The organism is Pararhodobacter aggregans, from assembly GCF_003075525.1.
GTDB classification, from domain to species: Bacteria; Pseudomonadota; Alphaproteobacteria; order Rhodobacterales; family Rhodobacteraceae; genus Pararhodobacter; species Pararhodobacter aggregans.
On the sequence record NZ_QDDR01000003.1, the window covers coordinates 220,237 to 233,563 of the forward strand.

Annotated in this window: 10 protein-coding genes and 1 tRNA gene; 5 read left to right on the plus strand and 6 right to left on the minus strand. The window is 66.2% G+C overall.

Annotated elements, in window-relative coordinates; translation table 11 throughout:
- Position 1: 1 nt before the first annotated feature.
- The 4 genes from DDE23_RS08105 to DDE23_RS08120 form a co-directional block, all read right to left on the minus strand.
- Positions 2–613, minus strand: a complete 612-nt coding sequence (locus DDE23_RS08105; protein ID WP_107751464.1) for a ribonuclease D — start codon at positions 611–613, stop codon at positions 2–4.
- A 97-nt stretch (positions 614–710) separates the two neighbouring features.
- On the minus strand, positions 711–1,595 hold the full coding sequence (gene purU, locus DDE23_RS08110) for a formyltetrahydrofolate deformylase (protein WP_107751465.1): 885 nt from the start codon (positions 1,593–1,595) through the stop codon (positions 711–713).
- A gap of 164 nt (positions 1,596–1,759) precedes the next feature.
- Positions 1,760–2,428 carry a dienelactone hydrolase family protein gene (locus DDE23_RS08115; RefSeq protein ID WP_107751466.1) on the minus strand — a complete coding sequence of 223 codons (669 nt, stop codon included), beginning with the start codon at positions 2,426–2,428 and terminating at the stop codon, positions 1,760–1,762.
- A 133-nt stretch (positions 2,429–2,561) separates the two neighbouring features.
- A tRNA-Leu gene (locus DDE23_RS08120) sits at positions 2,562–2,646 on the minus strand.
- A gap of 201 nt (positions 2,647–2,847) precedes the next feature.
- Between DDE23_RS08120 and DDE23_RS08125 the strand changes: the two genes are divergently transcribed.
- Entirely contained in the window at positions 2,848–3,837 is a 990-nt protein-coding gene (locus tag DDE23_RS08125; protein WP_107751467.1) for a complex I NDUFA9 subunit family protein, read from the plus strand.
- A gap of 21 nt (positions 3,838–3,858) precedes the next feature.
- Here DDE23_RS08125 and DDE23_RS08130 read toward each other — a convergent pair whose 3' ends face one another.
- Positions 3,859–4,662, minus strand: a complete 804-nt coding sequence (locus DDE23_RS08130) for an undecaprenyl-diphosphate phosphatase (RefSeq protein WP_107751468.1) — start codon at positions 4,660–4,662, stop codon at positions 3,859–3,861.
- Between the two features lie 215 nt (positions 4,663–4,877).
- On the opposite strand from DDE23_RS08130, the gene DDE23_RS08135 reads away from it, so the two are divergent.
- Genes DDE23_RS08135 through gltB form a run of 4 tightly spaced genes read left to right on the plus strand, consistent with a single transcriptional unit; the run spans position 4,878 to position 12,040 of the window.
- Positions 4,878–6,314, plus strand: a complete 1,437-nt coding sequence (locus DDE23_RS08135) for an NAD(P)-dependent oxidoreductase (protein WP_107751469.1) — start codon at positions 4,878–4,880, stop codon at positions 6,312–6,314.
- Entirely contained in the window at positions 6,311–7,048 is a 738-nt protein-coding gene (locus DDE23_RS08140) for a hypothetical protein (protein ID WP_107751470.1), read from the plus strand. The genes DDE23_RS08135 and DDE23_RS08140 overlap by 4 nt, the downstream gene beginning before the upstream one ends.
- On the plus strand, positions 7,045–7,488 hold the full coding sequence (locus DDE23_RS08145) for a GFA family protein (protein WP_107751471.1): 444 nt from the start codon (positions 7,045–7,047) through the stop codon (positions 7,486–7,488). The genes DDE23_RS08140 and DDE23_RS08145 overlap by 4 nt, the downstream gene beginning before the upstream one ends.
- A 13-nt stretch (positions 7,489–7,501) precedes the next feature.
- On the plus strand, positions 7,502–12,040 hold the full coding sequence (gene gltB / locus DDE23_RS08150) for a glutamate synthase large subunit (RefSeq protein ID WP_107751472.1): 4,539 nt from the start codon (positions 7,502–7,504) through the stop codon (positions 12,038–12,040).
- Between the two features lie 86 nt (positions 12,041–12,126).
- Here the strand turns inward: gltB and DDE23_RS08155 are convergent, their stop codons facing one another.
- A complete protein-coding gene (locus DDE23_RS08155) occupies positions 12,127–13,314 on the minus strand; it encodes an ABC transporter substrate-binding protein (protein WP_107751473.1) in 1,188 nt (395 codons plus the stop codon).
- Positions 13,315–13,327 lie beyond the last annotated feature (13 nt).

Below are 13,327 nucleotides of genomic sequence, written 5' to 3' on the forward strand. Positions count from 1 at the left end.
GTCAGTGCGCGAAGATATCCACCTCGGGCCAGCCGGCAAGGTCGAGCTTGGCACGCATCGGCAGGAAATCGAAACAGGCCTGCGCCATCGCGGTGCGGCCCTCACGCGCCAGCATCCCTTCCAGCACCTCTTTCAGCCGGTGCAGGTACAACACGTCCGAGGCCGCGTAATCCTTCTGCGCCTGAGTGATCTCGACCGCGCCCCAGTCGCTGGATTGCTGCATCTTGGAAATGTCGACGTTCAGCAATTCCGACAGCAGGTATTTCAGCCCGTGCCGGTCGGTATAGGTGCGCACCAGCTTGGAGGCGATCTTGGTGCACCAGACGGGCGCGGCCAGCACGCCGAAGCGATGTTCCATCACCGCGATGTCGAAACGCCCGAAATGGAAGAGCTTCAGCACCTTGGGATCGGCCAGCAGACGGGCGAGATTCGGCGCCTCGGTCTGGTCCTGGGCGATCTGCACCAGATGCGCGTTGCCGTCGCCGCCCGACAGCTGCACCAGGCACAGCCGGTCACGGTGCGGGTTCAGGCCCATCGTCTCGCAATCGATGGCCACCACGAGGCCGAGGTCCAGACCGTCGGGCAGATCGTTCTGGTAGAGAAAATTCGCCATGAGGATGGTCTTTCGCCGGGAATGCGAACCCATCTAGTCCCGGGGGCGGGCCACGTCAATTCTGCGCACCCCCGGGCCTTTCTCGATGGCGCGGGCCTCAGCCCATCCGGTCCGAGGCATAGGCCCCGGGCGAGGCCGGGAAAACCACGGTGCGGTGGCCGTTCTGGAAGACCCGATGCTGGGCATGGGCATGGACCGCCCGGGCCAGCACCTGCGCCTCGACATCGCGGCCGAGCGAGACGTAATCGGCCGGGTTCTGCGCATGGGTCACGCGCACCGTGTCCTGTTCGATGATCGGACCCTCGTCCAGATCGGCGGTGACGTAATGCGCCGTGGCGCCGATCAGTTTGACGCCGCGCTGATAGGCCTGCTTGTAGGGGTTCGCGCCCTTGAAGCTGGGCAGGAAGGAATGGTGGATGTTGATGATCCGCCCCGACATCTTGGTGCAGAGCGCATCGGACAAGACCTGCATGTAGCGCGCCAGCACGATCAGCTCGGCGCCGGAACCCTCGACCACCTCCAACAGCCGGGCCTCGGCCACGGGCTTGTTCTCTTTGGTGACGTTGATGTGCCAGAAGGGCAGATCGTGGTTCACCACCACCTTCTGGTAAGTCATGTGGTTCGAGACCACACCGACCAGCTCCACCGGCAGGGCACCGATCCGCCAGCGATAGAGCAGGTCGTTCAGGCAATGGCCGAAGTTCGACACCATGAGCAGCACCTTCATGCGGCCGGCCGTGTCGTGGATCCCCCAATCCATGTCGAAAGCCTCGGCCACCGGGGCGAAGCCCGCGCGCAGGGCCTCGATGGTGGCACCGGTCTCGGCGGCGAAGCTGATTCGGGTGAAGAACTTGCCGCTTTCCAGATCGTCGTACTGGGCGGCGTCGGTGATGTTGCATCCCGCCTCGGCCAGATAGCCCGAGATTGCGGCAACGATCCCGCGGCGCGAGGCGCAGCGGACGGTCAGAACGTAGGGAATCATGGCGGGGCTTCCTGAAGGGAGGGGCTGGCGTCGGTCGATCCTGAGGGATTCTGCGACGCGGCATAAGGCCCCGACACAACGCCGGCGACACAAATCACGCGGCCTGCGACGCCGAAACCGAACCGCTGACGCCGATCGTCAACTTCGGTTCCCGCCCCGCCCCGTCAGCCCAGCGTGCGGCCGAAGAAATCCAGCGTCCGCTGCCAGGCCAGCGCTGCCGAGGCCGCGTCATAACTGGCCCGCTGGTCGCAGTTGAAGCCGTGGCCCGCGCCTTCGTAGACGTGGAACTCGGCCCCGGGCACGGCGGCGCGCACCGCCTCGTAATTCTCGGGCGGGATGCCAGTATCCTCGGCCCCGTAGTGGAACTGCACCGGGCAGCGCGGCAGCTGGGCAATCAGCCTGTTGACCATCCCGCCGTAGAAGCTGCTGGCGCCCGCGAAGCCTTCCAGCTGAGACGCCGCCGCATAGGCGACCGAGCCGCCCAGGCAGAAGCCGACAATCCCGGTCTTGCCCGCCCCCGCCAGATGGTCCCGCGCCGCCGCCACGTCGAGCAGGCATTTGCCCATGTCGAAGAGCGGGATCATGCCGCGGGCACGCGCCACCTCGTCGGGGGTATAGCCGGTCTGGAAATCGGGCTCGATCCGGTCGAAGACCGCCGGGGCAACGGCCCGGTAACCCGCCTCGGCCAGCCGGTCGCAGATCGAGCGGATATGGCTGTTGACGCCGAAGATCTCCTGCACGACGACAATGCCGCCCCGGGGCGTGCCCGCAGGCTCGGCCAGCCAGGCGCCCAGTTCGAAGCCGTCAGCGGCGGTGAGGGTGATGTCGGTCATGCGGGCAACTCCTGCTTTTGGATGGCAGGGTGCCGAATAAAGCCGGGCGACGCCAGCCTGTTGTTGCGCTCTGCGTGACCCAGGAAAAGCGAAACCCCGCAAGGCAGAACCTTGCGGGGCTTACGAGGACGCTTGGTGCCCAGAAGAGGACTCGAACCTCCACACCTTGCGGTACAGGTACCTGAAACCTGCGCGTCTACCAATTCCGCCATCTGGGCTGATTGCGTGAGCGGTGGATTATCCGGGGGCCGTGGGAGTGTCAACGGGGGCCACGAAAAAATCCGCGGGTCCGGCAAGAAATTTCCCGCGCCCTCCTCGCCGCAACGCAGCGACAGGCGGCGGCGCGGACCGCTTTGGACTTGTCCGCAAGGGGGGGCGGCGGTATTGAGCATCAAGTCTATAAAGGCGCGGAGGGCGAGATGACGAAACTGGTCACGATCCTGGGCGGTTCGGGCTTTGTCGGGCGCTATGTCGCGCGGCGCATGGCACAGGCCGGCTGGCGGGTTCGCGTCGCGACGCGGCGCCCGAACGAGCGGCTCTATGTCCGCACCTACGGCTTTGTCGGTCAGGTCGAGCCGGTTCTGTGCAACATCCGTGACGAGGCCTCGATTCGCGCCGTGATCCGCGGCGCCGATGCGGTGGTGAACTGCGCGGGCATCCTGCTGGAATCGGGCAAGAACACCTTTGACGCGGTTCAGGCCAAGGGCGCCGGCACCGTCGCCCGCCTCGCCGCCGAGGAAGGCGTCAAGCAGCTGGTGCATCTGTCGGCCATCGGCGCCGATGCCGAGGCCGAAAGCGATTATTCCCGCACCAAGGCCGAGGGCGAAGCCGCCGTGCTGGCCGCCTTCCCGGGCGCGGTGATCCTGCGGCCCTCGATCATCTTTGGCCCTGAGGACGATTTCTTCAACCGCTTCGCCGGGATGACCCGCTTCTCGCCGCTGCTGCCGATCGCCGGGGGCAAGACGCTGTTCCAGCCGGTCTATGTCGATGACGTGGCCGAAGCCGCCGTCAAGGGCGCGATGGGCGAGGCTCCGGCCGGTGTCTATGAGCTGGGCGGTCCCGAGGCGCTGAGTTTCCGCGCGCTGATGGCGATGATGCTGGACATGATCCGCCGTCACCGCGTCATCGTGAACCTGCCGAACTGGCTGGCCAGCGTCACCGCGACCCTGTTCGGCACCGCGCAATTCCTGACCGCGGGCCTGTTCACCAACCGCGTGCTGACCCGCGACCAGATCCGCGACCTGGGTCAGGACCGCGTGGTCGCCCCCGGCGCCAAGGGCCTGGCCGATCTGGGCATCCGGCCGACGCCGATGGACCTGATCCTGCCGACCTATCTGTGGCGCTTCCGCCCGGCCGGCCAGTACGAGTCGATCAAGGAATCGGCGAGCGGGCTGCGCGGGCAGGAATAAGCCCGCGCCCCCTTTCCGGCCTCAGGCATAGGCCATCCACAACAGCACCGCCCCCAGCACGATCCGGTAGATCACGTAGGGGGTGAAGCTGACCGCGGCCAGAAAGCGCATCATCAGCTTCAGCGCGATCAGCGCCGCCACGAACGAGATCGAGGCGCCGATCAGCCCGTCCAGCGCGGCGCGGGCATTGGCCGTCTCGACCAGATCCAGCGCCGTCAGCACGCCCGAGGCCATGATCGTCGGGATCGACATCAGCATGCTGAGGCGTGCGGCGTCGTGCCGCTCGAACCCCAGGAAGCGGGCGCCGGTGATCGTCGCGCCCGACCGCGAGGTGCCGGGGATCAGCGCCACCGCCTGCCACAGGCCCAGAACCACCGCATCGCGCAGGGTCCAGTTTTCGGCCCGGCGCTGTTCGCTGCCCATCTTGTCGGCGGCATAGAGCACCACGCCGAAACCCAGCATGGTCCAGCCGATCACCGCCATGGAGCGCATGCTGTCGACCAGCCCGGTCACTTTCAGCACCAGCCCCAGCAGGATGACGGGAATCGTCGCCACGATCAGCAGAAAGGCCATCCGCGCGCCGGGCGAATCAAGCCGCCCGCGCGCCATGTCCGGCAGCCCGCGCCAGACCTGGGCGACATCCTGCCGGAAGTAGAGCATCACCGCCAGCAGCGTCCCCACATGGACGCTCACATCCAGCGCAACCCCTTGATCCTGCAGCCCGGTAAGCTGCGGAAACAGGATCAGATGCGCCGAGCTGGAGATCGGCAAAAACTCGGTAATTCCTTGAATTAACGCAAGAATAAAGATGTGGTAGAGTGGCATGAAAGGGATCCCGGCTGCAGTCGGCGGCACCTTACGCCGTTTTGTGAAAAGCGGAAGTGACAAATGGTAGGTAAGTACTACTAACATATTTTCATGCAACACCCCGCAGATTCGACTACTTGCCGCAGAAATAAGTTGGATATAGGTAACTCATACTGACTTTTATTGCGGCGCGGTTCGTCGTATGCCAGCGCGACATTTCGGGAGGCCCAGCCATGGCAACACAGCGCATGCTTCAGTTCGTCACCAAGTCGAAGCAGATGCCCAGCAAGCGGGCGGCCGACGAGCGGCGCGAGGACTTCGCCGAGATCTACCGCGAATTCGCCGCCGAAAAGGCCGAGGAACAGGCCAGCCGCTGCAGCCAGTGCGGCGTGCCCTATTGCCAGACGCATTGCCCGCTGCACAACAACATCCCCGACTGGCTGATGCTGACCGCGACGGGCCGCCTGCGGGAAGCCTATGAGCTGAGCCAGGCGACCAATACCTTCCCCGAGATCTGCGGCCGCATCTGCCCGCAGGACCGGCTCTGCGAAGGCAATTGCGTCATCGAGCAATCGGGCCACGGCACCGTCACCATCGGCGCGGTCGAGAAATACATCACCGATACCGCCTGGGAAAACGGCTGGGTCCAGCCCGGCAAGCCGATGGTCGAGCGTGACCAGTCGGTCGCCATCATCGGCGCGGGCCCGGGCGGGCTGGCGGCAGCGGACAACCTGCGTCGCGCCGGCGTGCAGGTCACGGTCTATGACCGCTATGACCGCGCGGGCGGGCTGCTGACCTATGGCATTCCCGGCTTCAAGCTGGAAAAGCCGGTCGTCATGCGCCGGATCGAGCAGCTGGAAGCCGCGGGCGTGCAATTCGTGCTGAACTGCACCGTCGGCCAGGACATCAGCTTTGACGCGATCCGCGGCAAGCATGACGCGGTGCTGATCGCCACCGGCGTCTACAAGTCGCGCGACCTGGAAGGGCCGGGCGCGGAACTGGGCGGCATCGTCAAGGCGCTGGATTACCTGACCGCCTCGAACCGCAAGAGCTTTGGCGACGAGGTGCCGAATTTCGATTCCGGCCTGCTGAACGCCGAGGGCAAGCGCGTCGTCGTCATCGGCGGCGGCGACACGGCCATGGATTGCGTGCGGACCGCCGTGCGGCAGGGCGCGACCTCGGTCAAGCTGCTCTATCGCCGTGACCGCGACAACATGCCCGGCTCGCAGCGCGAAGTGCAGAACGCCGAGGAAGAGGGCGTCGATTTCGTCTGGCTGACCGCTCCCGCCGGGTTCGAGGGCGAGGACAGCGCGTCCGGCGTCGTGGTGCAGAAGATGCGTCTGGGCACGCCCGACGCCTCGGGCCGCCGCTCGCCGGAACTGATCGAGGGCGCCGATTACCTGGAGCCCGCCGATCTGGTCATCAAGGCGCTCGGTTTCGAGCCCGAGGCCCTGCCGACCCTCTGGGGTGTGCCGGAACTGACCGTGACGCGCTGGGGCACGATCCGCTGCGACCATGCCACGCATGCGACCAGCCTGCCCGGCGTCTATGCCGTGGGCGACATCGTGCGCGGCGCCTCGCTGGTGGTCTGGGCGATCCGCGACGGGCGCGAAGCGGCCGAGTCGATCCTGTCCTATCTGGCGCAGCCCGCCTCGGTGGCGGCCGAATGATCGCGGCGCGGCCCCACGCCCGCCCTGCCCTGAGCCGCCGCGGCCTTGTCGCGGCCGGTTTGGGCGTGGCCATGCTGGGGGCCGCGACGCAGGCCGGGGCCGAGGATTTCACGCCGCCCCAGGGCTGCACCGCCTTTCTGGCGGTCCAGACCCGGGCCTGCACCGTCTCGCAGCATTACACCTGCACAGACGCGCCGGGCGATCTGTGGCGCATGGATTTCGACGAACAGGGCGCCTTTTACCTGGGCCTGATCGACGCCGAGGCGCAATGGATCGAAAGCCGCTCCCTGCCCAGCGGCACAATCACCCGCACGCTGCTTCCGGCCCGTGACGCGGCCTCGGTCTCGACGCTGCTGTCCACCGGCTACGACGATTGGGATTTCGACGAGATCCGCGGCGGGGAACGGACCCGCGTGACGGGCTTCGACCGGCTGACCGGCGGGACCGAGGTGATCGACGGCGAGACGCTGCTGGGGACCGAGTTCGAGACCCGCTATTACAATGAGGCCGGGACGCTGCTGAGCACGATCACCGGGCGCGAATACGTCTCGGCCACGCATCGGCGGTTCTTTTCGGGGATCCGCACCTGGCGTTCGGGCGATCAGGAAAACACCACCGACAGCTCGCCCGCGGAATTCCTCTATCCCGGCGATCCGGGCTTTGCCTCGACCCAGCCGCGGCACAATTGCGGGCCGATGCTGAGCGCCCTGCCCCTGGCGGAGGATCACGCATGATCGAGACCCGCAAAGGCGGCTGCCTCTGCGGCGCCGTGCGCTTCGAGGCCGACCTCACCAAGCGCGAATTCGGCGCCTGCCATTGCGAGATGTGCCGCCGCTGGACCGGCTCGGCCCTGCTGGGGATCACCGTGCCCACCGGCAATGTCCGCTGGACCGGCGAGGCGCATATCGCCACCCGCCAGACCAGTGCCTGGGCGATGCGCGCCTGGTGCCGGGACTGCGGCTCGAACCTTTATTTCCGGGTTACCGCCGACAGCGAATGGGCGGGCAATACCGAGCTTCCCATCGGCCTGTTCGACGATGCGAACGGGCTGATTCTGTCCAACGAGATCTACATCGACCACAAACCCGACAGCTACAGCTACGCGGGCGAGGGGCGAACCCTGTTGACCCGGCAGGACTGCATCGACCGATTCAGCCAGCTTGCCAGCGAGTGAGAAGGAGACTGCCATGACCGTCTATGATGAAAACTGGGTCGCGGCCGAAGAAGCCAAGCGTCAGTGGATGGATGCCAACGGTCTTTACAAGACCGATGACGAGCATGCCTCCTGCGGCGTCGGCCTCGTCGTCTCGATCAACGGCAAGCCCTCGCGGCAGGTCGTCGTCAACGGCATCAACGCGCTGAAGGCGGTCTGGCACCGGGGCGCGGTCGATGCCGACGGCAAGACCGGCGACGGCGCGGGCATCCATGTGCAGATCCCGGTCCCCTTCTTCCATGACCAGGTGCGCCGCACGGGTCACGAGCCCGACCTCGACGCGCTGATCGCCGTGGGCCAGGTGTTTCTGCCGCGTACCGATTTCGGCGCGCAGGAGCGCTGCCGGACCATCGTCGAGGCCGAAGTGCTGCGGATGGGCTATTACATCTATGGCTGGCGCCATGTGCCGGTCGATACCTCGGTCCTGGGCGAGAAGGCCAACGCCACCCGCCCCGAGATCGAGCAGATCCTCATCAAGAACACCAAGGGCACGGACGAAGAGACCTTCGAGCGTGAGCTCTACGTCATCCGCCGCCGGATCGAGAAGGCCGCCGCCGCGCAGCAGATCCAAGGGCTCTACCTGTGCTCGCTGTCGTGCCGCTCGGTGATCTACAAGGGGATGATGCTGGCCGAACAGGTCGCCGTCTTCTACCCCGACCTGATGGACGAGCGCTTCATCTCGTCCTTCGCGATCTATCACCAGCGCTATTCGACCAACACCTTCCCGCAATGGTGGCTCGCCCAGCCGTTCCGCATGCTGGCCCATAACGGCGAGATCAACACGCTGAAGGGCAACGTCAACTGGATGCGGTCGCACGAAATCCGCATGGCCTCGTCCGCCTTTGGCGAGATGGCCGAGGATATCAAGCCGATCATCCCGGCGGGCACCTCGGATTCGGGCGCGCTGGACGCGGTGTTCGAGGTTCTGGTGCGCTCGGGCCGCTCGGCGCCGATGGCCAAGACCATGCTGGTCCCCGAGGCCTGGTCCAAGGCAACGGTTGAACTGCCGCAGGCCTGGCAGGACATGTATTCCTATTGCAACTCGGTGATGGAGCCCTGGGACGGCCCGGCGGCGCTGGCCATGACCGATGGCCGCTGGGTCTGCGGCGGCCTCGACCGCAACGGGTTGCGTCCGATGCGCTATGTGGTGACCGGCGACGGGATGCTGATCGCCGGTTCGGAAACCGGGATGGTGCCGGTCGACGAGATGACGGTGCGCGAAAAAGGCGCCCTCGGCCCGGGCCAGATGATCGCCGTCGACATGAAAGAGGGCAAGCTCTACCGCGACGTGGCGCTCAAGGACCGTCTGGCTGCCAGCCAGCCCTTCGGCGAATGGACCGACAAGATCGTCGAGCTGAACAAGCTGCTGGCCGATGTGCCGGAACTGCCGATCTTCGACGGCGAATCGCTGCGCCGCCGCCAGATCGCCGCCGGCTATTCGATGGAAGAGGTCGAGCAGGTCCTGACGCCGATGGCCGAGGACGGCAAGGAAATGATCGCCTCGATGGGCGATGACACGCCCGCCGCGGTGCTGTCGAAGGTCTATCGCCCGCTGAGCCATTTCTTCCGCCAGAACTTCAGCCAGGTGACCAACCCGCCGATCGACAGCCTGCGCGAAAGCCGGGTGATGTCGCTGAAGACCCGCTTCGGCAACCTCAAGAACGTGCTGGATGAAAGCAGCGCGCAGACCGAGATCCTGGTCCTCGAATCCCCGTTCATCGCCAACGAGGAATTCAAGGTCATGGTCCGCCAGTTCGGCGACGGCGTGGCGATGATCGACTGCACCTTCGAGGATGGCGCGGGCGAGGACGCGCTGCGTCAGGGGCTGGAGCGGATCCGGGCCGAGGCCGAGGATGCCGTCCGTTCGGGCAATTCGCACATCGTCCTGACCGATGAAAAGCAGGGCCCCGGCCGCGTCGCCATGCCGATGATCCTGGCCACCAGCGCCGTGCATTCCTGGCTGACCCGTAAGGGGCTTCGCACCTTCACCTCGATCAATGTCCGGGCCGCCGAATGCATCGACCCGCATTATTTCGCGGTGCTGATCGGCTGCGGCGCGACCACGGTGAACCCCTATCTGGCGCAGGACACCATCGCCGACCGCATCGGTCGCGGCCTGATCGAGGGCTCCTTGGTCGACGCGATGCGCCGCTACCGCGACGCCATCGACGCCGGTCTGCTGAAGATCATGTCGAAGATGGGCATCTCGATCATCTCGTCCTATCGCGGCGGGTTGAACTTCGAGGCCGTGGGCCTGTCCCGCGCCATGGTCGCCGAGTATTTCCCCGGCATGCACAGCCGGATCTCGGGCATCGGTCTGCACGGCATCCAGATGAAGGTCGAGGAAGTGCACGACAAGGGCTGGAAGGCTCCGGTCGGCCCGCTGCCGGTCGGCGGTTTCTACAAGGCGCGCCGCTCGGGCGAAAAGCACGCCTGGGAAGCCCAGACCATGCACCTGCTGCAAAACGCCTGCGAGCGCGCCTCCTATGATCTGTGGCGCAAGTATACCGCGGCGTTGCAGGCGAACCCGCCGATCCATCTGCGCGACCTTCTGGACTTCAAGCCGCTGGGCCGTCCGCTGCCCATCGAGGAGGTGGAATCGATCACCTCGATCCGCAAGCGCTTCGTCACCCCCGGCATGTCGCTGGGCGCGCTGAGCCCTGAGGCGCACAAGACCCTCAACGTCGCCATGAACCGGATCGGCGCCAAATCCGACTCGGGCGAGGGTGGCGAGGATCCGGCGCATTTCTTCCCCGAGCCCAACGGCGACAACCCGTCGGCCAAGATCAAGCAGGTGGCCTCGGGCCGGTTCGGCGTCACCGCCGAATACCTGAACCAGTGCGAGGAACTGGAGATCAAGGTCGCGCAGGGCGCCAAGCCCGGCGAGGGTGGCCAGCTGCCCGGCATGAAAGTGACCGAGCTGATCGCGCGGCTGCGGCATTCGACCAAGGGCGTGACGCTGATCTCGCCCCCGCCGCACCACGACATCTATTCGATCGAAGACCTCGCGCAGCTGATCTATGACCTCAAGCAGATCAACCCGCGGGCCAAGGTGACGGTCAAGCTGGTGGCGTCGTCCGGCGTCGGCACGATTGCGGCCGGCGTGGCCAAGGCCAAGGCCGACGTGATCCTGATCTCGGGCCACAACGGCGGCACCGGGGCCTCCCCGGGCACCTCGATCAAATACGCGGGCCTGCCGTGGGAGATGGGCCTGACCGAGGCGCATCAGGTCCTCGCCATGAACAACCTGCGCGACCGGGTGACGCTGCGCACCGATGGCGGGCTCCGCACGGGCCGCGACATCGTCATGGCGGCGATGCTGGGGGCCGAGGAATTCGGCATCGGCACCGCGGCGCTGATCGCCATGGGCTGCATCATGGTGCGTCAGTGCCAGTCGAACACCTGCCCGGTGGGCGTCTGCACCCAGAACCCGGAACTGCGCGCCAAGTTCACCGGCAACGCCGACAAGGTGGTGAACCTCATCACCTTCTACGCCTCGGAAGTGCGGGAAATCCTCGCCTCGCTGGGGGCGCGGTCAATTGACGAGATCATCGGCCGGGCGGATCTGCTGGCGCAGGTCAGCCGCGGGTCGGCGCATCTCGATGACCTCGACCTCAACCCGCTGCTCATCACCGTCGATGGCGCACGCTCGATCCGCTACGACCGCGACAAGCCGCGCAACGCCGTGCCGGATACGCTGGATCACGAGATCATCCGCGACGCCGCCCGCTTCTTCGAGGAAGGCGAGAAGATGCAGCTGAGCTACGCGGTGCGCAACACCCACCGCACGGTCGGCACCCGCGCCTCCAGCCATATCGTCAAGAAGTTCGGCATGCGCAATTCGCTGCAGCCCGATCACCTGACGGTCAAGCTGGCCGGTTCCGCCGGTCAGTCGCTGGGCGCCTTCGCGGTGCGCGGGCTGAAGCTGGAAGTGTTCGGCGATGCCAACGATTACGTGGGCAAGGGGCTGTCGGGCGGGCTGATCGTGGTGCGTCCGCGCATGTCCTCGCCGCTGAAGGCCTCCGAGAACACGATCATCGGCAACACGGTCCTCTACGGCGCGACGAACGGCAAGCTCTTTGCCGCCGGTCGCGCGGGTGAGCGGTTTGCCGTGCGCAACTCGGGTGCCTCGGTGGTGGTCGAGGGCTGCGGCTCGAACGGCTGCGAATACATGACCGGCGGCGTGGCGGTGATCCTCGGTTCCATCGGGGCGAACTTCGGCGCCGGGATGACCGGCGGCATGGCCTATGTCTATGACCCCGAAGACGCGGCCGAAAACCTGATCAACATGGAATCGCTGGTCACCTGCCCGGTGACGGTGGCGCATTGGGAAGATCAGCTGAAATCGCTGCTGGAACAGCATGTGGCCGAGACCGAAAGCGCCAAGGGCGCCGAGATCCTGCGCCGCTGGGATGTGGAGAAGGCGAATTTCCTGCAGATCTGCCCGAAGGAAATGCTGGTCCATCTGCCGCACCCGCTGGCCCACGAGGCCCAGGCGATGCCGGCCGAGTAACCCGTAGGGTGCGTGCTTGCACGCACCCTTCCCCACGAAAAAAGGGGCCGCGCGCGCGGCCCCTTTCCTTTTGTCCGGCGGACGGATCACTCCATCGGCACTTCCTGCATGGTGTCGCCGTCGATCTCGGCCAGGGTGTTCCAATGCCCCTCGCCGACCTGGCTGATGAAGATGTTGTTGGCGCCCTGATGGCCCGCACCGAAGTTGATATGGGTGCCCAGCAGCGGATCGTCGTAATCCAGCGCTTCCATCGCCGCGACGAAGCCCTCGGTCGTCAGGTCCGGCCCGGCGGCTTCCAGCGCCATCACCATCTGTTCGGCGGCGGTGTAGCCCAGCATGGCGAAACCGCTGGCCGGCTGGCTGTAGCGCGCCTCGTAGGCGGCGATGAAGGCGGCCGGGGCCTCTTCATCGGCGCGGGCCCGCAGGTCCTGCCACCCGGCCGAGGCATAGAGCCCGTCGGTCACGCCGCCCGGCACCATGGCCACGGGCTCCAGGAACCCGGCCGAGGAGGTGAGGAAGCTCACGTCGGTCCAGCCCAGCCGCTTGGCGGTGCCGACCACGGTGATCCCCTGCCGCACGCCCAGCGCCTGGGTGACGATCTGGCAGCCCGCGTCGCGCAGACGGCTGACGGCACCGACGAAATCTTCCTCGTCGGGGCGGTGGGTAGTCTCTTCGCCGAAGGTCAGGCCCAGCCGCTCGGCCGCCTCATGCGAGGCCAGCGCGATCTCCTCGCCGAAATCGGTCGGCAGGTACATCGAACAGACCGTGGTCGCGCCGGTGGTGTTGTGCAGATACTCGATCCCGGCCTGGATCTGGTCGTAATAGCTGGAGAAGCCGGTGAAGTTCATGCCGGGCGGATCGGGCAGGACCGCGCGGGCCGCGGTCAGCGGGTTCAGGTTCGGCACGCCCCGGCGTTCCATCAGCGGGTAATGCGCGAGGTTATGCGGCGTGCCCAGGTTCAAGAGCATGGCGAAGACGCCGTCGCGCTCGATCAGCTTGTTATAGGCCTGGGTGGCGCGGGGCAGCTGATAGCCGTGATCCTCGACGATGTAGCGGATCATGCGGCCATGCACGCCGCCATTCTCGTTCACCATGTCGATATAGAGGTTGGCGCCGTTCACCGCAGGCGTCGAGACCGCCGCGAACACGCCCGACAGGTCATGCGCCCCGCCGATCAGGATCTCAGTATCGGTGACGCCGCGCGTCTGCGCGCCGGCGCCGGCAGCCAGCGCCGTGAAGGCGGCCGCCGTCAGAAGCATCTTGGTCGTCGTCATGTCTTCCTCCCCT